The sequence below is a fragment of the Streptomyces sp. NPDC111507 genome (assembly GCF_055638955.1).
On sequence record NZ_JBVKBU010000005.1, the window covers coordinates 393,464 to 417,293 of the forward strand.

A 23,830-nucleotide genomic window follows, 5' to 3' on the forward strand; every position below is an offset into this window, starting at 1 on the left:
GGGGAGCTGGGGGAGGGGAGGATGGGTTTTCCCCCCCCCCACCCTCCCCCGTGGCCCGCCTCCTCCCTCCCCCCACCCCTTTCCAACCCCGCGACCGGCAAGGCTCCTTCACGCGGATCGCGACGGCATCTCGAACCCGGAGACGATCACGACGTTGCAGTCGGCCGCGGCCAGCCGCAGCGGCTTCGCCTCCGCGTACGCGTCCGACTCGTACCAGGCACGCGCCGCTTCCACACTCTCGAATTCGAGGACGACCGTACGGTTGCCGTGCCAGCCGCCCTCCAGGACCTGGGGCTCCGTGTCCACCGCCAGGACGGCGGCTCCGCCCTGCGCGATCGATCCCGCGGACGCCCGGCCGTAGGCCTCCATTCCGGCCTCGTCCTTGATGGCCTCGGTGAGGATGACATAGCCCTTGGGCATTGGTTCTCCTTTACGTCGATAAGCACAATTTGATGACGGTAAGTCAAGAATGGGAGGGAGATCAGTCATGCGGGATCTCGAACTGTCCTGCGGGCTCCCGCCGGGCCCGGACTTCGCGGACCTCGCCGTACTGGCCGAGGACCTCGGCTACTCCAGGGTGTGGATCTACGATTCGGCGCCGCTGTGGGAGGACCCGTTCGTCCATCTCGCCCTCGCCGCACGGCGGACGACCCGCATCGGGCTCAGCACGGCCGTCCTCATCCCCGGCCAGCGGTCGGTGATGACCATGGCCTCCGGCATCGCCACCGTCGCCCGTGTCTCCGGCGGGCGCTTCCGGGCCTGCTTCGGTACGGGGTTCACGGCCCGGCTCGCGGTGGGCCGGCGCCCGATGACGCTGGACGCCCTCGCCGACTACATGACGGCTCTGCGCCGGCTGCTCGCCGGGGAGACGGCGATCGCGGACGGCAAGCCGGTGCGGATGCTGCACGCGGGCGGTCTCACTGCCTCGCGACCGATCCAGGTCCCGCTCTGGATCAGCGTGTTCGGCCCCCGGGGCACCGCGCTGGCCGAGAAGGTGGCCGACGGCGTCATCGGACCTCCGCACCCCGTGCTCCCGACCGCGACCATCATCTCCGGCACCGTGCTCGACCCCGGCGAGGACCGGGACTCGGACCGCGTCCGGGAGGCGGTCGGACCCTGGCGGGTCGTCGACTGGCACAACGCGTACGCCAAGGGCGGCGCCCAGGCGGTCGACGCCCTGCCGGGGGGCCGGGCCTGGCGGGCGGCTCTCGAGGATCTCGCCCCCGAGGCCGAACGCCATCTGCTCACCTTCGAGGGCCATGTCACGCACCTCCCCGACCGCGACCGCCGACTCCTCGATCACATCGACCTCAAGACGATGGTCGGCGACACGGCCAGGGTCGGCAGAAGCCTGGCGCGGCTCGCCGACCTCGGCTTCCACGAGGTCGTCTACACACCGAGCGGGCCGGATGTGGCCCGCGAGCTGCGCGCCTTCGCCACCGCCCACCGACAGCGGTCGGCGGCGGGCCGCTGAACGCACCGGCGCTCCGGGGCGTACGGGCCTCACCTGCACGCGTGCGGACTCACGTGCGGCCGGCTCGGGTCCGGACGGCGGCGCACACACCGCCGTCCACGAGGAGGTCGATCCCGCTGAGGAATCCGGCCTCGGACGACAACAGGAAGGCGACGGCCGCGGCGACGTCCTCGGGCCGCCCCTGCCGGCCGAGCGGGGTCTGCCGCAGCAGCAGCTCCATCCCCGGATGGCTCGCGGACTCCTGCCGCCCCTGAGGCGTGTCGATCAGCCCGGGGGACACCGAGCAGACACGGGCACCGAGCGGCCCGATGCGCACCGCCTCGCGCTGGACGAAGCGGTGCACCCCGCGCTTGGCCCACGCGTACGCGATACCGGTGTCCTCGATGCCCGGCCCGACGGCCTCGTGGACGCGGTCGAGGAACCGTTCGTCGAGCGGGTCGTCCAGCACCGCGTCGACGGCCGGGTCGGGATCGGTGCCGCCGAGCAGCGGGGCCATCGACGCGAAGCACACCAGGGCCGTGCCCTCGGTGGCGAGCGGGCGGAGCGTGCGGGCCAGCAGGGCGGTCCCGACGAGGTCGACGGTGAAGATGCGACGCCAGTCGGCCATGGTGGGCGAGATGCCCGCGGCGTGGGCGACGGCGCGCAGGGTGCCCAGTTCGCCGACGCGTGCGGCGAGCCCGGCCAGGCCCGCGGCATCGGTGATGTCGAGGAGGAACGGTTCGACGACGGCCCCCCGCCCGGTGGCGGAGAGGTCCTTGGCGGCCGCGGTCACGGTCGCCTCGTCCCGGTCGACGAGGAGCAGCCTGTCCACCTGGTCGACGAGCCGCTGCGCGCAGGCCAGCCCCATCCCGCGGCCGGCGCCGGTGACGATCCCGACGGTCGTCATGCGCTCATCCCCCAGAACCGTTCCAGGCTCTGCTGTGCCACCCGGCTCACCAGCTCGACGCGGTAGCCGCTGGCCGGACTGCGGAGGAACGCGAACGGGGCGCCGTCGGCACCCTTGCGCGTCGCCTCCCGGACGAAACCGTGGCGTTCCAGTTCGGCGGCGTCCGCGGCGACGTCGTCGGACCAGTAGCCGACGTGATGAACGGCGCCGCCGGCCGCCGGCTCCCACAGGGTCCCCGGGACGCGCCGGACGATCTCGAGACGGGGAGTCGTCGTCGAGAACACGCACCCGAGCTCGACCACGGCGTCTCCGTCCGGCAGCGTGACCGGGACCGGTCCGCTGATCTCGCCGCACCACTCGTACCCGAACAGGGAAGAGAACTCGGCCAGGGTCGTCTCGAAGTCCTCGACGACGATACCGAGATGGAACTGGTCCTGAGCCTTCAGCACCCGGCCGACGGCCGCCTGCCCGTACTCCGTCGCTTCCAACGTGTCTCCCTCGTCGTTGAGTTCAACCACAGTAAAGAAGTTCATTCTTCGAAATGAGAATGATATTCTCACGTGTGATCGGGAAGCGCAATGGAGGGACCGGGGGCCGTCGCGAGGCCCGGCGACGACCTTCCTTCGTACCATCGGAGGCATGCCGAACCCCCATGGATCCGGGGGGCACGGCGTGGGTGTTCAGGTTGTGTTCAGGCCGCGCGCTGGCCCTGGCAACTCCTGCACCAGAAGCCCCAAAGCAATGGCAAAGACCCCTGTAGCCAGCACTGTTCGCCATGTCATCGTGCGGGCATGAGCACAGAGCACCTCACCCGCCGCCGTCGCGTCGCCGGCCCCACCCATCTGGCGAGCAAGGTTCCAGAAGTCACCGTCTACTTCTGGGTGATCAAAGTGCTGACCACCGGCATGGGTGAGACCGCCTCGGACCTCCTCGCCAAGAAGCTCGGGCCGATCCCCGCCGTCGGCCTCGGCGGCCTGGCCCTCGTGGTGGCGCTCTGCGTCCAGCTCAAGGCCCGTCGCTACGTCGCCTGGATCTACTGGACGGCGATCGTGATGGTCAGCGTGTTCGGCACCATGGCCGCGGACGTCCTGCACGTGGGCCTGGGCGTCCCGTACACGATCTCCACCCCCTTCTTCATGGCCGCGCTGGCAGCCGTCTTCGCCGTCTGGTACGCCAGCGAGAAGACCCTCTCCATCCACAGCATCCACACCCGCCGCCGCGAGCTCTTCTACTGGGCCACCGTGCTGGCCACCTTCGCGCTCGGCACCGCCGCCGGTGACCTCTCCGCCACGGTCGGCCTCGGCTACCTCGGCTCGGCCGTGCTGTACGCCGTCGCCATCGCCGTCCCCGCCGTCATGCACAAGTGGGGCGCCCTCAACGCGGTGGCCGCGTTCTGGACCGCGTACGTCCTCACCCGCCCGCTCGGCGCCTCGGTCGCCGACTGGATGGCCCTGAGCCACGCCCGCGGCGGCCTCGACCTCGGACTGGGACCGGTCACCCTGTCCTGGACCGTCGCCATCATCGGCTTCGTCGGCTACCTGGCCGTGTCCCGCAACGACGTCAAGGACACCGAGCGCCTCGCGTAGGGCAGCGGCCGTGCGGGGGCGACCGGCGGGTCCGCGCTCGGAGTGGCGGACGACCGCGGACCGACTGGCGCGCGGTCGTCCACGTGCGGTTCACCACCCGACGCCCGCGCCGCCGTCCCACCACGCGTCAGCAGATCCTCGGCAGTTGTTCCCCGATCGGCAGGTCGACCACCCGGGTGCCGCCCAGCCCGGTGCGGGCCACCACCATGCCCGGATGGGCGGCCACGACCTCGCCGATGATCGTGGACTCCGTGCCCAGCGGATGCGCCCGCATGGCGTCCAGGACGTCGTCGGCATGCTCTCGGGGCACGAACGCCACCAGCTTGCCCTCGTTGGCCACGTACATCGGGTCGAGGCCCAGCACGGCGCAGGCGTTGGCGACGGCCGGCGGGACGGGGACGTCACGCTCCCGGATGACGACGCCGGTGCCCGAGGCCGCCGCGATCTCGTTCAGGGCGGCGGCCAGCCCGCCCCGGGTGGGATCGCGCAGCACATGGAGATCCGGGGTGACGGCGAGCATGGCGTCGACCAGACCGCCGAGCGCCGCACAGTCGCTCTCGATCTCCACCCCGAACTCCAGGCCCTCGCGCACGCTCATGATCGCCACGCCGTGCACGCCGATCGCACCGCTGACCATCACGACATCGCCGGGCACGACCCGCTGCGGGCGCAGGTCGACGCCCGCCGGGATGAGCCCGACACCGGCCGTGTTGATGAAGATCCCGTCGCCGTGACCGGCCTCCACCACCTTGGTGTCGCCGGTCGCGACCTCGACGCCCGCGGCCCGCGCCGCCGTGCCGAGTGCCGCGGCCACGCGGGCGACGGTCTCCATCTCGACGCCCTCCTCCAGGATGAAGCCGCAGGAGAGGTAGGCGGCCCGGGCGCCGCTCATGGCGAGGTCGTTGACGGTGCCGTTGACGGCGAGGTCACCGATGCTGCCGCCGGGGAAGAACAGTGGCCGCACCACGAAGGAGTCGGTGGAGAAGGCCATCCGGACACCGCCGAGCGACAGTGCCGCGGCGTCGCCCAGCTGGGCGAGCACGTCACCGCCGAACGCGGGCGCGAAGACGTGCTGGACGAGTTCGGCGGACAGGGCTCCGCCTCCGCCGTGACCCATGACGATCCGCGGCTGGTCGCGCAGCGGGGCCGGGCAGGTCCAGGCGGCGGGGTCGAGTACGGGCGTACGGAGTTCGGTGGTGCCGGTGGTCTCAGACAACGGGGGTCGCCTCCCGGGGCGCGGGGGTGAGGTCCAGGCGCCGGTAGAGGTAGTACGCGGCGCAGGCGCCCTCGCTGGAGACCATGGTGGCGCCGAGCGGGGTGCGGGGGGTGCAGAGCGTGCCGAACGCCTCGCACTCGTGCGGCTTGAGCAGGCCCTGCAGGACCTCGCCGCTGCGGCAGGCGGCCGGTTCGCGGGTCTGGATGCCGTCGACCGAGAAGCGGTGCTCGGCGTCGTACTCCCGGTACTTCTGGGACAGCCGCCAGCCGCTGTCGGGGATCACCCCGATGCCGCGCCAGGCCCGGTCGGTGACCTCGAAGACATCCTCCAGCATGGCCCGCGCCGCCGGGTTCCCTTCCGGGCGGACGGCACGGGGATAGGCGTTGTCGACCGTGTGTTCGCCGCGCTCCAGCTGCGCCACGGTCCGGCGTACGCCTTCGAGGATGTCCAGGGGTTCGAATCCGGTCACGACGATCGGGACCCGGAAGCGCTCCGCCAGTTCCGGGTACTCCCCCACCCCCATCACGCTGCACACGTGCCCGGCCGCCAGAAAGCCCTGGACGCGGCAGGTCGGTGACTGCATGATCGCCTCGATGGCGGGCGGTACGCGGACGTGGGACACCAGCAGGCTGAAGTTCGGGATGCCGAGCTTGCGGGCCTGATACACCGTCATCGCGTTGGGCGGCGCGGTCGTCTCGAAACCGATGCCGAAGAAGACGACCTCGCGGTCGGGGTTCTGCTGGGCGATCCGCAGGGCGTCGAGCGGGGAGTACACGACCCGTACGTCGCCGCCCGCGCCCCGCACCTGGAACAGGTCCCGTCCCGTGCCGGGCACCCTGAGCATGTCGCCGAAGGAACAGAAGATCACCCCGGGCCGGGAGGCGATCTCCAGCGCCTTGTCGATGACCTCCAACGGGGTCACACACACGGGACACCCCGGCCCATGGATCAACTCGACCTGGTCCGGCAGGAGTTGGTCGATTCCGTGGCGGATGATGGTGTGCGTCTGTCCGCCGCAGACCTCCATCAGCGCCCATGGCCTGGTCACCGTGGAGTGGATGTCGTCGAGCAGCCGACGTGCCAGGTCGGGGTCCTGGAACTCGTCGATGTACTTCACTTGCGCGCCTCCTCTCCCGCGGACGGCAGGGCCTCGCCCGCCTCCGCGGCCATCTCCCAGGGGTCGCCGAACTCCGCCTGCAGCAGGCCGAGGGTGGCGAACAGTTCGAGCGTCTGCTTCGCCGACTCCTCGTCGAGGCGCTGAAGGGCGAATCCGACGTGCACGATGGCGTACTCGCCGACCTGGAGGTCGGGCAGGTACTCCAGGCACACCTCCTTGACCACACCGCCGAAGTCGACGTTGGCCATCCGGGTGCCGTCCCGTTCCTCGATGTCCAGCACTCTGCCGGGTACCGCCAGGCACATGAGCCTCTCCTCGCTCTTGGTCAGTCGTTGGCTCGGGTACGGTCCTCGGCGCGCGCGGCCACCACGAGCTGCCCGAGGGCCAGACCGCCGTCGCCCGGCGGGACCAGGCGGTGGCGCAGGACCGTGAAACCGTCCGCGCCCAGGGCCGCCGCACAGGCGGAGGACAGCAGCGAGTTGGCGAACACCCCACCGGTCAGGGCCACCGTCTCCACCGCGTGCTGTTCGCGCGCCAGCACACAGACGCGGTGCACGAGACCGGCGACGGCCCGGTGGAAGCGCGCCGCGACGACGGCCGGTCCGGCCCCCGACCGCAGGTCCTCGACGATCGCCGCGAGCACAGGTGCGGGATCCGCGAGGACGGGGCCCTGATCCATCCGGCCGCGCACACCGGGTGCGCGACTGCCGCCGCCGGGCGCGGAGCCCATGTCCACGGGCGTCGAACGGCAGTCCGACGCGGACCGGGCCGCCACCCATGGCGCACCGCCGCCCGGACGGGGAGCACCGGCCGGGGCGCCTTCGGTCGGTCCTGCCGGTCGTAGGGCGAACGCGTACGCGACACGGTCCCCGGCGGGGGCCTCCAGCGCTGCGGCCTCAAGCTCCATCGCGGCCTGGGCCTCATAGCCGACCGCATGGCACACGCCCACGAGGGAGGACACCGCGTCGAAGAGGCGGCCCATGCTGGAGGTGGGGACACAGTTCAGGTCGCGCTCCAACTGCCGCTCCAGCACGCGCCGTTCGTCGCGCGGACAGGCGCTCACGCAGGCCAGCTCCTCCGACCAGTCGATCCCCGCCGCACGCAGATGCGCGAGCGCCATCCGGTACGGCCGTCGCACCGCCGCGTCACCGCCGGGCAGCGGCACATACGCGAGGTGCCCGAACCGGGTGAAGCCGTCGTAGTCGGCGAGCAGGATCTCCCCGCCCCACACCGCCCCGTCGTCGCCGTAACCCGTGCCGTCGAAGGCGACCCCGATCACCGGCCGGCTGCCGTCCAGCCCGTGTTCGGCCATCGCGGCGGCGACATGGGCGTGATGGTGCTGGACGCGTACGACGGGCCGACCCGACGCGTTCCGGTCGGCCCAGCGCGCCGAACGGTATGCGGGGTGCCGGTCCACCGCGAGCAGTTCGGGACGTACGGGGGTGATGGACTCCAGTTGGGCAACGGCGCGTTCGAAGGCGTGCTGGGTGGCGAGATCGCCCATGTCGCCGATGTGCGCGGACAGCCAGGCCCGGCGGCCCTCGCCGAGGCAGAGCACGTTCTTGAGGTCTCCGCCGACGGCGAGGGCCGGACGCACCGGGACCGGCAGGGTCAGCGGCAGGGGCGCATAGCCGCGGGCACGACGCAGCGGCAACAACGCGCCGTCGCACACGCGCACCACGGAGTCGTCGCACGGCACATGGATCGGACGGTCGTGGGTGAGCCAGCCGTCGGCCAGCCGCGCCAGCCGCTCCAGCGCCTCCCCGTCGTCGGTGACGATCGGCTCACCGGACACGTTGCCGCTGGTCATGACGAGCAACGAGGGCCCATCGGGGTCGCCGGGCAGTCCGAACAGCAGGTGGTGCAGGGGGGTGTACGGCAGCATGACGCCGAGGTCGGGGCTGCCGGGCGCGACGGAGTCGGCGGGCCGTGGTGCCCCCGCCACGGGTACCTTCCTACGGCGGCGCAGCAGCACGATGGGTCGGGTGGCGCCGTCGAGCAGGCTCCGCTCCTCGGCGCCGATCCTTACGAGGTGCCAGAGGTCGTCGAGGCTCCGGGCCATGACGGCGAAGGGTTTGTCCCCTCGGGCCTTGCGGCGGCGCAGCAGGGCGACGGCTTCGGGGTTCGTGGCGTCGCAGGCCAGGTGGTAGCCGCCGAGGCCCTTGACCGCGAGGATCGCGCCGTCCGCCAGGAGCCGGCGGGCCTCGGCGACCGGGTCCGCTCCGGCGACGGGCTCCGGTGGCCCGCTCACGCCCGGTCGTGGGACGAGCAGCCGCAGTCGCGGGCCGCAGGCCGGGCAGGCGACGGGTTGCGCGTGGAAGCGGCGGTCGGCCGGATCCGCGTACTCGCGGGCGCAGTCGGCGCACATCGGGAAGCCGGCCATGGTGGTGTGGGAGCGGTCGTAGGGCAGGCCGGTGACGATGGTGAACCGGGGGCCGCAGTGCGTGCAATTGATGAAGGGGTGGCGGTGGCGCCGGTCGGCGGGGTCGGCGAGTTCGCGCAGGCAGTCGGCGCAGGTGGCCGTGTCCGGCGGGATCAGGGTGCCCGCAGGGCCGCCCGTACGGGAGGCGAGGATGGTGAACGCGGCGTCACCGGTGACGGGTACGTCGTCGTGGTGCACGGAGTCCACGCGGGCCAGCGGCGGTGCCTGGACGGCGATGCGGTCGCAGAAGCGGGCGACGGCCGAGGGGGCGCCCTCGACCTCCGCGATGACGCCCTCGGGGGTGTTGGTGACATGGCCGGACAGTTCGAGGCCGGTGGCGAGGGTGTAGACGTACGGGCGGAAGCCGACGCCCTGCACCACACCCCGTACGGTGACCCGTCGGCGCAGCGGTGTCCCGTCGGCGACGGCGGCCGGGGAGAGCGGACCGCTCACGAGTGGGAGTGCGCCATGGCGCCGGTGCCGTGCGGGTGCTCGTGGCCGTGATGTCGGTGGGTGGGTGAGGCGCCGTCGGGCCGGCGTGCCATGACGGGCTCATGGAGCGGGACGCCGTCCGCGGCCGCCAGCGCCCGGTCGAGCAGGGCGCCGACGCCCCGGCTGCGGCGGGCCGAGGTCAGCAGCACGTCCACTCCGGGGTTGACCCGCTCGACGTTCGCGCGGAACTCCGCCTCGTCGAACTCGACGGCCTCGGCGATGTCGGTCTTGGTGACCACCACCAAGTGGGCGAGGCCGAAGGCGGTCGGGTACTTGAGCGGCTTGTCCTCGCCCTCGGTCACGGAGGCGAGCGCCACTCTCAGGGTCTCCCCGAGGTCGTAGGAGGCCGGGCAGACGAGGTTGCCGACGTTCTCGACGAACAGCAGCCGGATGTCGTCGGGCAGCCAGCCCTCCAGGTGGCGGCCGAGCATCCCGGCCTCCAGATGGCACAGCCCGTCGGTGAGTACCTGCTTGACCGGGACACCCGAGCGGGCCAGCCGCTCCGCGTCGTTCTCGGTGGCGAGGTCGGCGGTGAGCGCCGCGACCGGCACGGACCGCTCGCGCGCGAGCCCCAGTTCCCGTTCCAGCAGGGCGGTCTTGCCGCTGCCGGGGCTGGAGAGCAGGTTGACGACCGTGGTGCCGCGGGCCGCGAGGCCGGCGCGCAGGGCGTGCGCGGTCTCGTCGTTCTTGGCCAGGACGGCTTGCTGCAGGTCGACCACACGGCACATGGTTCAGCGCTCCTCGGAGATCGGTTCGCGGGGGTGGGCGTGCGTCGGGCCGTCCTCCCACTGCACGCTGAGGATCTGGAGTTCCCGGCCCGCCAGCAGCTCTGTGGTGGCTCCGCCGCACCGCGGGCAGGTCAGCGCGGGCGGCATGCCGACGGCCCATTCGTGCGCGCAAGGTGCGCAGCGGGCCCGTCCCGGCACGGCTTCGGTGACCAGTTCGGCGCCTTCCAGCACGGTTCCGGCGCAGGCCAGTTCGAAGCAGAAGGAGAGGGCGTCGGGTACGACACCGGCGAGCTCGCCCACCTGAAGCCGCACCGAGCGCACGGCCGTGACGTCGCCGGCCCGCTGCGCCGCCTCTTCCACCTGGCCGATCACCGCCATCGCGAGGGACATCTCGTGCATCGACCGGTCTCCGTCTCGGGCAGGGCGTCCGCCGCCCCTCATTAGAGGGGAGGCGTCCGAGGGCGGCGGACCGGCACGCCGTCGTCGGCCGGCCGCGTACGCCGTTCGCCGCAACGGCACGGCGCGGCACGGCAGAAGACGGCAGGAGCGCGGCAGAAGACGGCAGAGGGCGTACGAGCGGCGGGTGTCGGCTCACATGCTCCGGATCCGCAGGTAGCGTCTGAGGTCGGGCAGGATCTGCACGAGGACGGCGGTGACAGCGGCGGCCAGCACGCCGCCGACGAGGGTCTTGATCATGGCTTCTCTCCTCACTTCGCGGCTTCGCCGACCGTGGCCCGCGGCGCGGACTCTCCCGGTTCGTCGGCCCGCAGCAACTCTTCGATCAGCCGGACGGCCTCCGGCACGGCGGCCGACACCGGCGGGCTGAGCCCGATGCCCTCCTCGACGGACGCGGGTTCGCATCCCACGACCAGCGTGCGGTGCGGCGGCTGCCCGCCCGTTCCGGCGCAGAGGGTCCCCAGCAGTGCGAGCACCGTGTCGGGGGTCATCCGATGGCCGTCGAGCGGGACGCCGTGCGGCTCGCCCGCGTCGGCGCTGTCGTGTTCGATGACGTACAGGGTGCCGGCGCGCTCGCCGCGCGCGGTGGCGTCCACCAGGATCAGGGTGTCGTAACCGTCGAGGACCTGGTACGCGAGGTGCACGCCCCGTACGCCGATGTCCACGGCCTCGACGTGCGGGGGCAGTTGCCGCCCAGCGAGCGCGCGCACGGTTTCCACGCCGAAGCCGTCGTCCCCGAGGAAGATGTTCCCGATCCCGGCGACGAGGACCTTGCCGCGCTCCTGGCGGGGTGGGTCCGAGGGTGGGCTCATGTCTCGTCCTCCAGCGGTTCGACCTCGTCGGGCTGGAAGTAGAGGAAACGGCCCTGTTCGCGGCGGATGTCGGCGCCCGGATCGTCCTCGACCGTCACCGCCAGGTGCACTCCGCCGTCCACGTCGTGCAGCACGGCCTCGACCTTCGCCGTACGGCCCGCCAGGAACAGGTCCTGTGCGTCGGTGCGGCGCAGCCCGGGCCGCAGCAGCACCCTGCTTCCCGCACCCAGCGAACGGCCGTCGACGACGATCCGGTCCTGCCCGGGGTCGAAACCGGCGTCGTTCGCCGGGTCCCACCACGGGGTGTCGGGACGCGGCACGCCGAACTCGTCGGGGAAGCCGTCCACGGCCGGAGCCGACCCCCTTCCCGCGCCCGCTCCCGTCACCTCGCGCAGACTGCGCACCGCCCCGTGCAGGCGCTCCAGGACCTCGGGCGGCATGGTGTCCGCCAGGTCGATCACCGCGGCCGCCCGGTCGTCGGTGCCCCGGGCCTCGCGCTTTTCCTCGTCGGTGAGCGCGGCGGTGCGCAGGGCGAGGATCTCGTCGATCTCGGTGGCGTCGTACAGGGCCCCGGGGCTCTCCGGGGCGATCGCCGGGTGGTCCTCCAGGATGATCGGCGAGGACAGCACCACGTCGCGGCGCCCGGGTTCACCGGCGAGGACCGGCCAGGTGTGCAGATTGCGGCAGGACGCGACCGCGCCCTTCGCCCACTCGGGGGGATCCGTCATCGACAGGAACGACCCCGCGCCGAGCCCCATGAGGAGGTGGGTGGCGACCAGGGAGCGCGGGAGGGCCGCGTCCCGGTCGGCCGCGGTGCCGTCCGGGGGTGTCCAGGTGCTGGTGTTCTCGACGATCGCGGTCAGCCGCAGCACACGGTAGGGCCCGTCGAGTTCGCTCGCGGACAACCGGAGTACGCCGCTCGTCTCCTCGTAGCGGCGGACCGTCCGGCCGACGACGCGACCGCTCTCGTCGAGGACGGGCTCGGTGTCCTCACCCGCGGGGCGGTCGAAGGGGACCCGCACGCCGTCGCCCAGGAGTTCGTCGACGGGCACGAAGGCTTCGACGCGCTCCTCCGTTCCCTCGTCCCAGGGGACCAGTGTCCGGTCGCCGAGCCGGAGTTCGGGAACCGTCTCGAAGCCGCCGTCCGGGCGCGCCTGCTGGACCGTACGGCGCCGGGCGCGCAGGAAGCGCAGCTCGACAGCGAGGGTGGCGTCCGCCTTGGGTTCCATCAGGCATTCGGTGTGCTGGAATTCGTGCTCCTCGCAGTCCGCGCCCCAGGCGGGCGGGACGAGCACGCCGAACTGCCAGCGCAGCCGGTTCTTGGCCGCGGAGGCACGGTAGGGGTAGAGCACGTAGCCCTCGAAGAGGACGGCGTCGGCCACCTGCCGGGCGACGGCGAGGCGGGCCTCGGTCTCCGGGGCGAACGTGGTCACGCTCACGGAGCGGTCCTTCCGGTGGTGCTGGTGATGCCGGTGAGACTGAATCTGCGGGGTGGTGCGGGAGCCGCCCCGCCGCTCTCGTCGAGCAGGGCCCGCACGGTCGCCTCCCAGGAGGGCAGGGCCCGTCGGGAGCGGAAGGCGAGCAGGGCGTCCATGGTGTCGCGGGGCAGCCGGATCCAGCCGCAGCCGGGGAAGTGCTGTTCGACCATCTCCCGCCAGGTGGCCACCGGCATCCGGAAGACCGCCTCCCGGTCCCACGGGACGGGTTCGACGCGGAAGCCGCCGGCTCCGGTGAACGCCGTGCCGGAGAACAGCATCAACAGCGGCACCTCACCGTTGGTCAGCGCGTCGAAGTAGCGGGTCGCGGCGATGTCCATGTCGTAGGTGCACGGCACGACGAGGTCCGTCTCGGCCTCCGCGGTGAAGGCGGGGACCATGACGGAGACCTGGGCGAACTGCACCGGCTGGAGGGTGCTGCCCCAGCGCGAGCGCTCGCCGAAGAGATCGGCGAGCCCCTCGGCCTCCGCGGTCTCGTAGCCTCGCTTGGCGGGCTCGATACGGATCTGGCAGCGCAGCGCCATGGCGTGGACCGGTTCGTCGCCGGTCGCGGTGATGCGCAGCCGGAAGACCAGGGTCGGTCCGGCGGCGAACCGGTCCGCGCGCACGCCGGTGCAGGTGAAGGCGAATTCCGTCACGCCGGGCCCTCCTCGCGTACGGCGCGGGCGCGTCGTCCGACGTGTGCGAAGAAGGTGTCGAGGGCGGCGCGGGCCTCGGCGCCGCCGTCGAAGCCCTGCCACAACAGGCGCATCCGGCCGACCAGTTCGTAGCAGATGTCAACGGGCACGAGATAGCACTCGCAGCGGCCCTCGTGGCGGCGCAGCAGCAGCGCCTCCACATCGGGTTCGAGCAGTTCGGCGAGGCGGCTGTCGCCGAGGACGGCGCTCCACGTCGCCGGATCGAGTTCGCTCTCGGTGGCCCCGGCCGGGCTCGGATAGAGGGCCACCAGCCGGTCGAGCGCGGCGTTGCGGAAGAAGAAGGCGACGCCGACCGGGATCTGCAGCGCCTCCCAGGCACCCTCGTCGAGGTGGTGGTCCGGGTCGGTGAGGAAGCGGTCCGGAACCGCGCGGAATCGGCCGCGTGCGGCGCCCGGCTGTTCCATCAGCAGGGCGCAGGACGTACAGGCGCAGACGATGGCCCGCTGCTCGGTGTCCACCAGGTGGCGGTGGCGTTCCTCGTCCACCGCCACCGCGCACAGTCCGCACCGCTCCGGCCGCGGTTCACGTCCGGTCAGGAACCTGCGCAGCCCGAAGTCGCGCGTGGCCGGCCGGGAAGCCGGGGGCGCGTTCATGGAGCCTTCGCCGGGGCCGGGCCTGCGGTGGCGGCGGCGCGGGTTCCGGGGCCGGTGCCGATCTGGAGCAGCGTGGGCTCCCCCGAGCGGCCGGCGGCCTGTAGCTCGACCGCGGTGACCTCCGGCGCGAAGCAGGCCAGCGCGTCCTCGGCCGCCTGCTGGGCCGTCGTACCGCTCGCCGCGCAGCCGCATCCGCCGCCTCCGGCCGCCCGCAGCCGGAGGGTGCCCGTCTCCTCGTCGAAGTCCACGACGTCCAGTTCGTGGTCGCGGATGCTGTCGAGCGCGCGGGTGATGCGGGTCGTCCGGTCCTCGGGGTGCAGGTCGTGCAGGACGAGGAGGCTCGCGACCAGTTCGTCACCGAGCAGGCCCGCCAGGGGGTCACCGGGGGTTCTGCGGCCCACGGGCGTGGACAGCAGATGGAGCATCCGGGCCAGGCCCGCACCGTAGAAGTCCATGAGGGCCTGGACGAGTTCCTCGGCCGCCGCGCGGGTGGCCGGGTCACCGGTGGTGGCGAGCCGGTCGAGTACGTCCTCGATCCGCTGCCCGGTGCGCACCGCGTCGACCGCCGGTGCCGCCTTGGCCGCGTCGATGGTTGTGCCCGCGCTCATCCGCCCAGTCCGCTCAGGCCGGTGGGCATGTGCATCTTCTGGACGGTCTTGCCGCCACCGACGTACATGTGCACGCCGCACGGCAGACAGGGGTCGAAGCTGCGGACGGCACGCATGATGTCGATGCCCTTGAAGTTCTCCGGGGAGTTCTCCTCGAAGATCGGCGTGTTCTGCACGGCGTCCTCGTACGGGCCGGGCGTGCCGTAGGTGTCCCGGGTGCTGGCATTCCACGGGGTCGGCGGGTACGGGTGGTAGTTGGCGATCTTGCCGTCGCGGATCACCATGTGGTGGGAGAGGACACCGCGGACCGCCTCGGTGAAGCCGACGCCGATGCTCTCGTCGGGCACCTCGAACTTCTCCCAGGTCTGGGTGCGTCCGGCGCGGACCTCCTCCAGCGCCTTCTCCGCGAAGTGCAGGGCGACGGCGGCGGTGTAGGCCTGGAAGTAGGTGCGCGCGCGGTTGCGTTCCAGCGCGTTGCTCCAGCGCGGGATCTTCCACTCGAAGGTGGTCTCCGGCTTGGTCATGGTGCGCGGCAGGTTGATGACCACGCTGTGGCCGGTCGCCTTCACATAGCCCGTGTCGACGAGGCCGGACAGGGCGGTGGACCACAGACGGGCGATGGGGCCGCCGCCGGTGTCGAGGGCGAGGTGGTCCTTGCCGTCGAACCAGCGCGGCGACATGACCCAGCTGTACTTGTCGTCGAAGTTCCGCTTCTGCGGGGCGGGGATGGTGTGCTGGTTCCACGGGTGGCGCGGGTCGACCGGGTTGCCGAGCGGGTCGTGGGTGACGAACTGCTCCTGGCCCTCCCAGTCCTCGTAGTACGAACTGCCCAGCAGGATGCGGATACCGAGGTTGATCTTGGTGAGGTCGTTGGTGACGAGCTTGCCGTCGACGATCACCCCGGGGGTGACGAACATCCGCCGGCCCCAGTCCGTCATGTTGGCGTAGGTGAAGTCGCAGTACTCGGGATCGTTGAGCGCGCCCCAGCAGCCGAGCAGCACCCGTCGGCGTCCCACTTCCTCGTACCCGGGCAGAGCCTCGTAGAAGAAGTCGAACAGGTCGTCGTGGAGGGGGACGACCCGCTTCATGAACTCCACGTAGCGCATCAGACGGCTGAGGTAGTCCGTGAAGAGCTGGACGGAGGCGATGGTGCCGACGCCGCCCGGGTAGAGCGTGGAGGGGTGCACATGGCGGCCCTCCATGAGGCAGAACATCTCCCGGGTGTAGCGGCTCACCTGGAGCGCCTCGCGGTAGAACTCGCCTTCGAGGGGGTTCAGGGACCGCATGATGTCGGCGATCGTGCGGTAGCCGTGCTCGGCGGCGTGCGGCGCCTCGGTGCGCTCGGCGAGTTCGAGGACTCCCGGGTTGGTCTCCTTGACCATCTTCTCGCAGTAGTCGACCCCGACCAGGTTCTCCTGGAAGATGTTGTGGTCGAACATGTACTCGGCGGACTCGCCGAGGTTGATGATCCACTCACCGAGGTGCGGGGGCTTCACGCCGTACGCCATGTTCTGCGCGTACACCGAGCAGGTGGCGTGGTTGTCCCCGCAGATCCCGCAGATGCGGCTGGTGATGAAGTGCGCGTCGCGGGGGTCCTTGCCGCGCATGAAGACGCTGTAGCCGCGGAAGACGGACGAGGTGCTGTAGCACTCCGCGACCCGCTTCTGCTTGAAGTCGATCTTCGTGTGGATGCCCAGGCTGCCCACGATCCTCGTGATCGGGTCCCAGGCCATCTCCATCAGGCCGCTACCGTCGCCGGCCGGCTTCGTCTTCGGTGCCATCGTGTGTGTCGTGCCCTTCTTCGCGGGTGGTCCGGGAGGGTGTGGACGGGGTGGTGGAGCTGCGTCTCAGGTGGGGCGGGGGGTCACCACGGCGGCCGGTATCCGGTGGTGATCTTGTCTCCCGTGTGGCGCCACTTCGGCTCCTTGTCCACGGTGTTGATCGTGAGCGACCTGAGTCTGCGGACCACCGCGCCGTAGGCGCCGCTGGCCTTGGAGGACAACTTCGCGCCCGGAGGTTCGTCCATGAACGGCATGAACTTGTCGGGGAACCCGGGCATGGTGCAGGCGATGCAGATGCCGCCGACATTCGGACAGCCACCGATGCCGTTCATCCAGCCCCGCTTGGGCACGTTGCACTTGACGACCGGTCCCCAACAGCCCAGCTTCACCAGGCACTTGGGCGAGTCGTAGGTCGTCGCGAACTCACCCTGCTCGTAGTAGCCCGCGCGGTCGCAGCCCTCGTGCACGGTGGCGCCGAACAGCCAGGACGGGCGCAGCTTGTCGTCGAGCGGGATCATCGGGGCCGAGCCGGCCGCCTGGTAGAGCAGGTAGGTCAGCGTCTCGGCGAAGTTGTCGGGTTGGATGGGGCAGCCCGGGACGCACACGATGGGGATGCCCGCGTGCGACTTCCAGTCCCAGCCGAGGTAGTCGGGCACACCCATCGCGCCGGTCGGGTTGCCCGCCATGGCGTGGATGCCGCCGTACGTGGCACAGGTGCCGATCGCCACGACGGCGAGCGCCTTGGGCGCGAGCCGGTCGATCCACTCGCTGGTCGTGATCGGCTGGCCCGTTTCAGGGTTGTCGCCGAAGCCGCACCAGTAGCCCTCGGGCTTGATCGACTCGTTGGGGATGGACCCCTCGACGACCAGCACGAACGGATCGATCTCGCCCCGCTCCCCCTTGAAGAACCACTCGATGAACGTGTCCGCGCCGCCGACCGGACCGCATTCGAAGTCGATGAGGGGCCAGTGGACGGCGATCTTGGGCAGACCCGGCAGATCGCTGAGCGCGATCTGTTCGATGCTCGGCTGCATGGCCGCCGTCAGCGCGACGGAGTCGCCGTCGCAGCTCAGCCCGGCATTGATCCAGAGGACGTGGATCGTGGGCGTCTCGTCGGCGGGCGCACCACCGGCGTTCGTCGCGCCGGCCGTACTGGGTGTCGCCGCTGTCATGGGACCGCCTCCTCGGGGAGGTGAGGGACAAAAGCTTATATTTCGACCATCAGCTCTCTTGGTACCAGCCCTCCGGCCGACGCGAGAGGTCATCCAGGGCCGTTCCAGTGACACGCGCCCTCGTGGACCGGTCCGCTCCCGCCGCCGTCCTGGTGGCGGTGGTCACCGCGAGGCCGAGGTGCGGCGGGGTGGACTCCGGTCGTCGCTTGTGGACGAACGCGCGGCGCAGTGCGTGGTAGGAGGCGTCCGGGTCGTCGAAGGTGCGGCGCATCCTGCTCAGCTCCCGCTCCCGGAAGGCGGCCAGGGGCTCGCCGCACTCCTGGCGTTCCAGTTCGGCCTTCTTCGCGGCGATCCGGGACGGTGATCCCGGCAGCGCCGCCAGCCGGGCCGCGAGGCGGCCGACCTCGGCGGCGAAGTCCCCGGGGCCGCAGTCGACCACCCGGTCGACGAGCCCGAGGTCGCGGGCGCTCGCCGCGCTCATCGGCAGGGCCTCGCCCAGCAGCCGCTCGGCCGTCGCCGCACCCACGCGGCGCGGCAGGGTGTACGTCCAGTACTCCGAGCCGTACAGGCCCATGAGCCGGTAGTGCGGGTTGAGTACGGCGCCGGCGCGGCACCAGACCTCGTCGGCTGCGAGGGTGAGCATCATCCCGCCCGCCGCGGCGTTGCCCGCGACCGCGGCGACCACGAGGCGGTCCGTGGTGGTCAGCACCGCCTCGACGAGGTCGTCGATGGCGTTGATGTTGGCCCAGGACTCGGCGGCGGGGTCCTCTGCGGCCTCGATGACGTTGAGGTGGATCCCGTTGGAGAAGAAGTCCCGCTGCCCGCCCAGCACCAGCACCGAGGTGGGCCGCGCGCACGCCTGTCGGTAGGCGTCGAGCAGGCGTCGGCACTGCGTGGTGCTCATCGCGCCGCCGGGGAACGAGAACGAGAGGACTCCGACGCTCCCCTCCTCCCGGTACCCGATGTCCGTCCAGGTGTTCCGGCGCGGGTCCGCGCAGTCCGGTGCGGCGAGCTCCGGCAGGGACGGCAGCCGGTCGCCGAGGGCCTGCACGGCGGGCAGCTTGTACGTGGGCGGCTGTCCGGGAGCCCGCCTGCGCCGCAGCTCGGGGATCCACACGGCGCCGTCCGTCGTGGCCCGGCAGATCGCGCCGGCCCGGGTGGCCAGCAACTCCCCCGGGGCGCCGCCCAGGCCGCCCTCGAAGTGGCCGCCGTGCAGGTACCACTCGGCGCCGCACAGCACGTCCAGCACGCCGGGCTGCGAGTCCGCCGCGCGCAGCTTGCGCAGGACGGTCGCCGTGGAGTCGGCGTCCCAGTCGATCCGCCGGACGCTCTGGTCGAGGTACGGGCGGATGCGCACCGGGGTGTATTCGGCGTGGGCCGGGCCCTGTGGGCGCGGGGTGTGGGTCCCGCCGGCGAAGCGTTCCACGGCGAGCAGGACGGCCGTGAGCGCGGCGTCGGCGATCTCGCCCCGGTACAGGTCGCTCTTGCCCACCGGCGGCACCACGCAGTCGACCGAGGCCCAGACGTCCCCGGCATCCATGTCCTCGACCGCCTGAAGGACCGTCACCCCCCACCGGTCGGCGCCCCGCTGGATCGCCCAGTCCAGCGAGGACGGCCCCCGGTCCCCGAAGGGCCCCGGGTGGACGATGAAACACGGGTACGCGGCCCACACCTCGTGGGGGATCGCCGTCTTCAGCATCGGCGCGAGCACGAGGTCCGGCGCGTGCCGTCGGACAGCCTCGGCCAACGGGCGCTCGGGCAGCGCGAGTTCCACCGCGACCGTGTGCCCGCGGTCGCGCAGTTCGACGTGGACGCGCTGGGTGAGGCTGTTGAACGCGCTGGCCACGAGCAGGATGTGCACGGCGAGCTCCGGCGGCGGACGATGCGGGCGGCGACGCCCCGGTCGACTGCGATGCTCGGACACGCCGGACCGCCGGCCCCCGACGACAGGCTGAGGGGTCACCCGAAAGCGGACGCCTACCCGCCACCCGGCGGCCCGGTCCTGATCCGGACGACAGGCCCTGAGTGCGGTACGTCGCCTCGTCGAAGTCGGCGGGTAGACCGGCCCCGGTCAGGTGCCAGGCCCGGAGTCCGACGAAGACGCCGGTGAACCCGAGGGCGCGGATCCGGTCGCCCTCCATCTCCTCGGCGTGTTCGTCACAGAGCACGGTCGCGTCGAGTGTCCGGCCGAGGGGACGCCGGCCGGGGCCCGTGTCGTAGCGCAAGCGCGGGGCGGATCCGTCGAGACCGAGACGCAGCCGCGTGGTGTCGCCGAGGGGTTCCCCGCCCGCTTCGTCGACGGTGAGGCCGCCCCGGTCGCGGGCCGGGTGATGTAGTACGCGGTGATCCCGGCCAGTTGCCGGAAGGTCCGCGGCCGGTACTCCATCGTTGCCTCGAACACGCAGCGCGCGGCGGTCACCCGGCGTGCCACCAGGCTGGGGGCGATGAGGCTCTGCGGGGAGCGACCGCCGGTCAGCCGCAGGTGCGAGGCGCGGTCGGTCAGCGACAGCCAGTCGGGGGCCGGGGGCCGACGCAGTGTGGACCACTGGGGTCCCAGCAGGGGCCGGTCGAAGCCGTCGGAATCCGCCGGGTCCCCCAGGTCGTCGAGGTCGTCCGGGCGTCGGCCCGTGCCGTCGACAAGTGGGCCGGGGGCCGGTATCTCCAGGGCGGGCAGGCCGCCGGGGGTACGCGGCCATCCGGCCGGGGTCCAGGTGACGGGTGCCGGCGCGGTCTCGCGGCCCAGGACGCACGGTCCGTGCCGTGTGTACGGCCGGGCGACGCGACCCCGCGGGCCCCCTGATCACCGCCCGCCACCTCGGCCGGCCTGGAGGCGACCCGCTACGACCAGGCCACGCGTCGCCTGGCCGGCGAGCCCGAACCCGTCGTGCTGCCGCCCAGGGCGGCTGGATCGAGGGCCCCAACCTCTACCGCCGCGGCCCCTGGTACTACCTGCTGACCGCGGACGGCGGCACGGGCTACGACCGTCGGCCTACGTCGGCACATTGCTGTAGACGAGGTGGAACAAGACATTGCTGTAGACGAGGGTGCAGCCGTACCCCCGGGACACCACTCGAACGTCGGGGTCGCCAGGTAGAAATCGGCTCCCACGCGGAGGATGGACGGGTCCGGATGCGAGCCGGCCAGGACCGCGTTCCGGACGACCCGCGCGGTCCGCTGCCGCATACGTCTCCTTCGACGGGCGATGATCGAGAGCGGGTGATCGAAGAGGACCGTAGTGTCGAACACGTTCGCAGGCAACGGTGGTTCCTCCGCCGGCGGCCCGTCCACACCGAAGGGATCGGAATCGATGAACGACGTCACGACCGAGAACCAGGTCCGCTCGCTGAAGGAGGCCGTGGGGCGGTACGGCATCTGGAGCATGGGCCTGCGCTCGGAGGATCCGCAGGGGCATGGCGAGCGCGCCGAGGCAGCCGCCGAGCTGGAGCAACTCGGCTTCGGCGCCGCCTGGTTGGGCGGCAGCGGCACCGCGCAGAACGCGGCGCCGCTCCTCGCGGCGACCGAGCGGCTCGTCGTGGGGACCAGCATCCAGAGCATCTGGACGCAGGACGTCTTCGCGAGCGCGGCGGGCTTCGCGGAGCTGGAGACGGCCCATCTCGGCCGCTTCGTGCTCGGCCTCGGGGTGAGCCACGCCAAGACGGCGGACCAGTACCGTCGCCCCTACGCGAGCATGGTCGCGTATCTGGACGAGCTGGACGCGAAGGGAGTGCCCGCGGGACGCCGGATGCTCGCCGCCCTCGGCCCGAAGATGCTGGAGCTCTCACGGGACCGCGCCGCCGGGGCGCTCCCCTACCTCGTGACGCCGGAGCACACCGCGCAGGCCCGCGAGATCCTGGGCGAAGTCCCGTTGCTGGCACCGGAGTTCAAGGTCGTCCTGGAGACGGACCCGGACCGCGCCCGCGCTCTCGCCCGGGGCGTCCTCGCCTTCTATCTGTCGCTGCCGAACTACACCAACAGCTTTCTGCGGCTGGGCTTCGCCGAGTCCGACTTCGCGGACGGCGGCAGCGACCGCCTCGTGGACGCGATGTTCGCCTGGGGCGACGAGGACCGTATCCGCGCCCGTGTCGAGGCCTTCCACGCGGCGGGCGCCGACCATGTGGCGCTCCAGGTGGTGACCGGACAGACCCCCGAGTCCCTCCCGCGCGAGGAGTGGCGCCAACTGGCGGGCATCCTGCTCTGACCCTCCCCCGCGCCTCCAGGCCCTCGCTGGGCCCCTCCGTGGTGACTCGCATGGTGTAACGCGCTACACCATCGATCCGGGGGGCCGGTCCCTCGTCGCGGCGGGCGGGCGACGGGATCGTTGACGGCAGAGATCGCAACGGACGTGCGCGTCCCCTGCCGAAGGAAAATCCCGTGAAGTCACTGCTCGCCGCCGTGTGGTCGTTCGTCGCCAACCTGCTGCTCTGGTCGTTCTTCGTGGGCGGCCTCGCCGCGAGTTCCGCCTCCGGCGCCGTCCTCGACGGCACGCAGAAAGACGTGGCCACGTACGCCGGTATCGCCGTGTCACTGGTGGCCGGCTCACGCATCGCGAAGAAGCCGAGGATCAAGGCGTTCCTGTCGACGCCGCCGGTGCTGTGGTTCCTGTTCCTGTTCAACGGCGCCGTGGCCGCGGTCTGCTACATCACCATGGACGGCGTGAAGGGGATCATGGCCGCCGTCGGCATGGGTCTGGTCTCGCTGGGCGCCGCCGGCGGCCTCCTCGCCGGCCGCCGGAAGAAGCCGGTCCAGGCGGTCGACCAGCCCAGGTACTGACCGGCCGGCCCACCCCGCTTCCGCTGCTCCCTCGCCCGTCACGCCCGCATTCCTGAAGGGACCCTCCCATGCCCGCCGACCACCGACGTGGACGTCGCGTCGCCACCCTCGCCACCACCCTGGCCGCCGTCGCCCTGACCGCCGGGCTCGCCACCGGCTGCGACGGCGTCGACAACTCACTGGACTGCCTGCAGAACGCCGACACGATCGCCGACAGCCTCAAGGCGATCAACGAGGCCGGCCTGGACGCGGCGAAGGATCCCACCCGGACCGACAAGTCCATCGAGACCATCAACAAGAACCTCGACAGGATCGGCGACAAGACGGACGACGGCAAGGTCGGCAAGGCGGTCGACAAGCTCGACAAGGCCGTCGCCGACTACAACGAAGCCATCCTGAACGGCGACACGAACCCGGACTCCGGCAAGATCAATGACGCGGCCGACGAGTTGAAGACCGTCTGCACGTCGTAACGGCGCCCCGACGGCCGCTCGGACGCCGAGAAGCAACTTCACGACGGGCGGCGTGGCCCGGGAGGACTCGGTGAACGAGGAGGTCAGGTGCGGCGTGCGGCCCACACCCTGCGCTCGGTGCGCACACTCAGGTCGATGCGGCGCAGGATGCTGTGCGGGCTGCCGGTGTCGAGCAACCGGTCGAGAGCGGCCAGGTCCTCGGCCGTCAGGGCGGATGCGACGCCGCCGCGCATGCGGTGCAGACTGCTGAGTGCGTAGCGGCCTGCCGCGTCGGTGCAGGGCGGGCCGATGTCGACGGTGACGGTGCGCTCGCCTTCGACGGTGAAGCCGGCCTCCGTCAGCTTGGTTCCCCAGTCGGCGCCGCGGTGGGGGACCTGCTCGGCGTGATGGTGGTCGAGTGCGGCATGGAAGCGCTCCTCCAGACCGGGAGCGTCCTCCGGGGCGTCTTCGGGCAGGAACCGGGGGAAGCCGGCCAGCTCGACGACGGCGAACAGCCCGCCCGGTGCCAGCAGGTCGTGGACCTGGCGCAGAGTGCGGTCGGGGTCGGGCATGTGGTGCATGGAGGCCGATGCCCACACCAGCTCCGGCGTACCGAGTTCGGGCCACACCGTCGCGTCGAGGTCGGCCCGCACCATGCGCACGCGGTCGTCCGCACCGACTGCGGCTGCTTTCTCCCGCAGACGGTTCAGGTGGGCGGCTGACAGGTCGACAGCCGTCAACTCCGCCTCGGGAAAGCGCTCGAGCAGAGCGAGGGTGCCGGCTCCGGTCCCACAGCCCAGATCCACGATGCGGCGGGGGCTGGTCCCGATGGGCAGCCAGGCGGTGATGGACGCGATGTGCTCGGCGAGCACTTCCGCGTCCAGGTCGAGGATCTCCGCCTGATCGCCTGCATCGTGCTCGTGCTCGTGCTCGTGCTCGTGCTCGTGCTCGTGGACATGGTGCGCGCCGTGGGGCGCTGTGTGCGGGGAGGGGTGGTTCATGCGCCCACGCTAAGCGGGCAGTCCGCGTGTGCCCTGGTGGGTTGCTGAATGCGCAAGACGATGGCCTGCT

Annotated in this window: 25 protein-coding genes and 2 pseudogenes; 5 read left to right on the top strand and 22 right to left on the bottom strand. The window is 71.7% G+C overall.

The window, feature by feature from the left end; genetic code table 11:
* Positions 1–108: 108 nt before the first annotated feature.
* Positions 109–420, bottom strand: a complete 312-nt coding sequence (locus tag ACZ7M2_RS22980; protein ID WP_471596823.1) for a DUF1330 domain-containing protein — start codon at positions 418–420, stop codon at positions 109–111.
* A 67-nt stretch (positions 421–487) separates the two neighbouring features.
* Here ACZ7M2_RS22980 and ACZ7M2_RS22985 point away from each other — a divergent pair, with 67 nt between their 5' ends.
* On the top strand, positions 488–1,474 hold the full coding sequence (locus tag ACZ7M2_RS22985; protein ID WP_471596824.1) for an LLM class flavin-dependent oxidoreductase: 987 nt from the start codon (positions 488–490) through the stop codon (positions 1,472–1,474).
* A gap of 49 nt (positions 1,475–1,523) precedes the next feature.
* Here the strand turns inward: ACZ7M2_RS22985 and ACZ7M2_RS22990 are convergent, their stop codons facing one another.
* Together ACZ7M2_RS22990 and ACZ7M2_RS22995 are read right to left on the bottom strand one after the other, a co-directional pair.
* Positions 1,524–2,360, bottom strand: a complete 837-nt coding sequence (locus tag ACZ7M2_RS22990; protein WP_471596825.1) for an SDR family oxidoreductase — start codon at positions 2,358–2,360, stop codon at positions 1,524–1,526.
* A complete protein-coding gene (locus ACZ7M2_RS22995) occupies positions 2,357–2,893 on the bottom strand; it encodes a VOC family protein (RefSeq protein WP_471596826.1) in 537 nt (178 codons plus the stop codon). Before ACZ7M2_RS22995 ends, ACZ7M2_RS22990 begins: the two co-directional genes overlap by 4 nt.
* A gap of 258 nt (positions 2,894–3,151) precedes the next feature.
* Between ACZ7M2_RS22995 and ACZ7M2_RS23000 the strand changes: the two genes are divergently transcribed.
* Positions 3,152–3,946 carry a COG4705 family protein gene (locus ACZ7M2_RS23000; RefSeq protein WP_352045051.1) on the top strand — a complete coding sequence of 265 codons (795 nt, stop codon included), beginning with the start codon at positions 3,152–3,154 and terminating at the stop codon, positions 3,944–3,946.
* A 127-nt stretch (positions 3,947–4,073) separates the two neighbouring features.
* On the opposite strand, the gene hypE is transcribed toward ACZ7M2_RS23000, so the two are convergent.
* The 18 genes and pseudogenes from hypE to ACZ7M2_RS23090 all read right to left on the bottom strand — a co-directional run bounded on the left by hypE (position 4,074) and on the right by ACZ7M2_RS23090 (position 20,918).
* Positions 4,074–5,162 carry a hydrogenase expression/formation protein HypE gene (gene hypE / locus ACZ7M2_RS23005; RefSeq protein WP_471596827.1) on the bottom strand — a complete coding sequence of 363 codons (1,089 nt, stop codon included), beginning with the start codon at positions 5,160–5,162 and terminating at the stop codon, positions 4,074–4,076.
* Positions 5,155–6,279 (bottom strand): hydrogenase formation protein HypD, encoded by a 1,125-nt coding sequence (hypD, locus tag ACZ7M2_RS23010; RefSeq protein ID WP_471596828.1) that lies wholly within the window; start codon positions 6,277–6,279, stop codon positions 5,155–5,157. The genes hypE and hypD overlap by 8 nt, the downstream gene beginning before the upstream one ends.
* On the bottom strand, positions 6,276–6,584 hold the full coding sequence (locus ACZ7M2_RS23015; protein WP_101402468.1) for a HypC/HybG/HupF family hydrogenase formation chaperone: 309 nt from the start codon (positions 6,582–6,584) through the stop codon (positions 6,276–6,278). The genes hypD and ACZ7M2_RS23015 overlap by 4 nt, the downstream gene beginning before the upstream one ends.
* 20 nt (positions 6,585–6,604) lie before the next feature.
* Positions 6,605–9,154, bottom strand: coding sequence for a carbamoyltransferase HypF (gene hypF / locus ACZ7M2_RS23020; protein WP_471596829.1), 2,550 nt, complete (start codon positions 9,152–9,154; stop codon positions 6,605–6,607).
* Complete coding sequence (gene hypB / locus ACZ7M2_RS23025; protein WP_471596830.1) at positions 9,151–9,921, bottom strand: hydrogenase nickel incorporation protein HypB; 771 nt, start codon at positions 9,919–9,921, stop codon at positions 9,151–9,153. The genes hypF and hypB overlap by 4 nt, the downstream gene beginning before the upstream one ends.
* 3 nt (positions 9,922–9,924) lie before the next feature.
* Positions 9,925–10,320: a hydrogenase maturation nickel metallochaperone HypA gene (gene hypA, locus ACZ7M2_RS23030; RefSeq protein ID WP_067360395.1), complete on the bottom strand. Its 396-nt coding sequence runs from the start codon at positions 10,318–10,320 to the stop codon at positions 9,925–9,927.
* 192 nt (positions 10,321–10,512) lie between these two features.
* On the bottom strand, positions 10,513–10,617 hold the full coding sequence (locus ACZ7M2_RS23035) for a DUF6893 family small protein (RefSeq protein WP_371643157.1): 105 nt from the start codon (positions 10,615–10,617) through the stop codon (positions 10,513–10,515).
* Positions 10,618–10,628: 11 nt separating this feature from the next.
* Positions 10,629–11,189, bottom strand: a complete 561-nt coding sequence (locus tag ACZ7M2_RS23040) for a hydrogenase maturation protease (RefSeq protein ID WP_471596831.1) — start codon at positions 11,187–11,189, stop codon at positions 10,629–10,631.
* Positions 11,186–12,628 (bottom strand): hypothetical protein, encoded by a 1,443-nt coding sequence (locus tag ACZ7M2_RS23045; RefSeq protein WP_471596832.1) that lies wholly within the window; start codon positions 12,626–12,628, stop codon positions 11,186–11,188. Before ACZ7M2_RS23045 ends, ACZ7M2_RS23040 begins: the two co-directional genes overlap by 4 nt.
* The gene (locus ACZ7M2_RS23050) at positions 12,625–13,323 is read right to left on the bottom strand and encodes a DUF6084 family protein (protein ID WP_471596833.1); all 699 of its coding nucleotides are present in this window, start codon (positions 13,321–13,323) and stop codon (positions 12,625–12,627) included. Before ACZ7M2_RS23050 ends, ACZ7M2_RS23045 begins: the two co-directional genes overlap by 4 nt.
* Complete coding sequence (locus tag ACZ7M2_RS23055) at positions 13,320–13,976, bottom strand: DUF5947 family protein (RefSeq protein WP_403698898.1); 657 nt, start codon at positions 13,974–13,976, stop codon at positions 13,320–13,322. Before ACZ7M2_RS23055 ends, ACZ7M2_RS23050 begins: the two co-directional genes overlap by 4 nt.
* Positions 13,973–14,584 (bottom strand): hypothetical protein, encoded by a 612-nt coding sequence (locus ACZ7M2_RS23060; RefSeq protein WP_471596834.1) that lies wholly within the window; start codon positions 14,582–14,584, stop codon positions 13,973–13,975. The genes ACZ7M2_RS23055 and ACZ7M2_RS23060 overlap by 4 nt, the downstream gene beginning before the upstream one ends.
* Positions 14,581–16,365, bottom strand: a complete 1,785-nt coding sequence (locus tag ACZ7M2_RS23065; protein WP_352045042.1) for a nickel-dependent hydrogenase large subunit — start codon at positions 16,363–16,365, stop codon at positions 14,581–14,583. The genes ACZ7M2_RS23060 and ACZ7M2_RS23065 overlap by 4 nt, the downstream gene beginning before the upstream one ends.
* Positions 16,366–16,448: 83 nt before the next feature.
* Complete coding sequence (locus ACZ7M2_RS23070) at positions 16,449–17,537, bottom strand: NADH-quinone oxidoreductase subunit B family protein (protein WP_403698903.1); 1,089 nt, start codon at positions 17,535–17,537, stop codon at positions 16,449–16,451.
* Between the two features lie 49 nt (positions 17,538–17,586).
* On the bottom strand, positions 17,587–19,398 hold the full coding sequence (locus tag ACZ7M2_RS23075; RefSeq protein WP_471596835.1) for an enoyl-CoA hydratase-related protein: 1,812 nt from the start codon (positions 19,396–19,398) through the stop codon (positions 17,587–17,589).
* Between the two features lie 226 nt (positions 19,399–19,624).
* Positions 19,625–19,762 (bottom strand): annotated as a pseudogene (locus ACZ7M2_RS23080) (hypothetical protein); the annotation flags it as partial.
* Positions 19,763–19,923: 161 nt separating this feature from the next.
* Positions 19,924–20,280, bottom strand: a pseudogene (locus ACZ7M2_RS23085) (beta-xylosidase family glycoside hydrolase); the annotation flags it as partial.
* Positions 20,281–20,375: 95 nt separating this feature from the next.
* On the bottom strand, positions 20,376–20,918 hold the full coding sequence (locus tag ACZ7M2_RS23090; RefSeq protein ID WP_471596836.1) for a family 43 glycosylhydrolase: 543 nt from the start codon (positions 20,916–20,918) through the stop codon (positions 20,376–20,378).
* Here ACZ7M2_RS23090 and ACZ7M2_RS23095 point away from each other — a divergent pair.
* From ACZ7M2_RS23095 to ACZ7M2_RS23105, 3 genes are all read left to right on the top strand, one after another.
* Positions 20,845–21,735 (top strand): LLM class F420-dependent oxidoreductase, encoded by an 891-nt coding sequence (locus ACZ7M2_RS23095; RefSeq protein ID WP_471596837.1) that lies wholly within the window; start codon positions 20,845–20,847, stop codon positions 21,733–21,735. The genes ACZ7M2_RS23090 and ACZ7M2_RS23095 overlap by 74 nt on opposite strands.
* 173 nt (positions 21,736–21,908) lie before the next feature.
* Positions 21,909–22,307, top strand: coding sequence for a hypothetical protein (locus ACZ7M2_RS23100; RefSeq protein ID WP_471596838.1), 399 nt, complete (start codon positions 21,909–21,911; stop codon positions 22,305–22,307).
* Positions 22,308–22,375: 68 nt separating this feature from the next.
* A complete protein-coding gene (locus tag ACZ7M2_RS23105; protein ID WP_471596839.1) occupies positions 22,376–22,780 on the top strand; it encodes a hypothetical protein in 405 nt (134 codons plus the stop codon).
* Between the two features lie 83 nt (positions 22,781–22,863).
* Here ACZ7M2_RS23105 and ACZ7M2_RS23110 read toward each other — a convergent pair whose 3' ends face one another.
* Positions 22,864–23,760, bottom strand: a complete 897-nt coding sequence (locus tag ACZ7M2_RS23110) for a class I SAM-dependent methyltransferase (protein ID WP_471596840.1) — start codon at positions 23,758–23,760, stop codon at positions 22,864–22,866.
* Positions 23,761–23,830 lie beyond the last annotated feature (70 nt).

Excerpts from the sequence above, each read along its gene's own strand:
- ACZ7M2_RS23095 (WP_471596837.1), top strand. The coding sequence starts at position 20,845 with ATGAACGACGTCACGACCGAGAACCAGGTCCGCTCGCTGAAGGAGGCC.
- hypA (WP_067360395.1), bottom strand. The coding sequence starts at position 10,320 with ATGCACGAGATGTCCCTCGCGATGGCGGTGATCGGCCAGGTGGAAGAG.
- ACZ7M2_RS23105 (WP_471596839.1), top strand. The coding sequence starts at position 22,376 with ATGCCCGCCGACCACCGACGTGGACGTCGCGTCGCCACCCTCGCCACC.
- ACZ7M2_RS23040 (WP_471596831.1), bottom strand. The coding sequence starts at position 11,189 with ATGAGCCCACCCTCGGACCCACCCCGCCAGGAGCGCGGCAAGGTCCTC.
- ACZ7M2_RS23060 (WP_471596834.1), bottom strand. The coding sequence starts at position 14,584 with ATGAGCGCGGGCACAACCATCGACGCGGCCAAGGCGGCACCGGCGGTC.
- ACZ7M2_RS23055 (WP_403698898.1), bottom strand. The coding sequence starts at position 13,976 with ATGAACGCGCCCCCGGCTTCCCGGCCGGCCACGCGCGACTTCGGGCTG.
- ACZ7M2_RS22995 (WP_471596826.1), bottom strand. The coding sequence starts at position 2,893 with ATGAACTTCTTTACTGTGGTTGAACTCAACGACGAGGGAGACACGTTG.
- ACZ7M2_RS22990 (WP_471596825.1), bottom strand. The coding sequence starts at position 2,360 with ATGACGACCGTCGGGATCGTCACCGGCGCCGGCCGCGGGATGGGGCTG.
- ACZ7M2_RS22985 (WP_471596824.1), top strand. The coding sequence starts at position 488 with ATGCGGGATCTCGAACTGTCCTGCGGGCTCCCGCCGGGCCCGGACTTC.
- ACZ7M2_RS23110 (WP_471596840.1), bottom strand. The coding sequence starts at position 23,760 with ATGAACCACCCCTCCCCGCACACAGCGCCCCACGGCGCGCACCATGTC.
- ACZ7M2_RS23065 (WP_352045042.1), bottom strand. The coding sequence starts at position 16,365 with ATGGCACCGAAGACGAAGCCGGCCGGCGACGGTAGCGGCCTGATGGAG.
- ACZ7M2_RS23035 (WP_371643157.1), bottom strand. The coding sequence starts at position 10,617 with ATGATCAAGACCCTCGTCGGCGGCGTGCTGGCCGCCGCTGTCACCGCC.
- ACZ7M2_RS22980 (WP_471596823.1), bottom strand. The coding sequence starts at position 420 with ATGCCCAAGGGCTATGTCATCCTCACCGAGGCCATCAAGGACGAGGCC.
- ACZ7M2_RS23090 (WP_471596836.1), bottom strand. The coding sequence starts at position 20,918 with ATGCTCCAGATGCCGTACCGCCCCACGGCCTCCTTCAGCGAGCGGACC.
- ACZ7M2_RS23015 (WP_101402468.1), bottom strand. The coding sequence starts at position 6,584 with ATGTGCCTGGCGGTACCCGGCAGAGTGCTGGACATCGAGGAACGGGAC.
- ACZ7M2_RS23000 (WP_352045051.1), top strand. The coding sequence starts at position 3,152 with ATGAGCACAGAGCACCTCACCCGCCGCCGTCGCGTCGCCGGCCCCACC.
- ACZ7M2_RS23070 (WP_403698903.1), bottom strand. The coding sequence starts at position 17,537 with ATGACAGCGGCGACACCCAGTACGGCCGGCGCGACGAACGCCGGTGGT.
- hypB (WP_471596830.1), bottom strand. The coding sequence starts at position 9,921 with ATGTGCCGTGTGGTCGACCTGCAGCAAGCCGTCCTGGCCAAGAACGAC.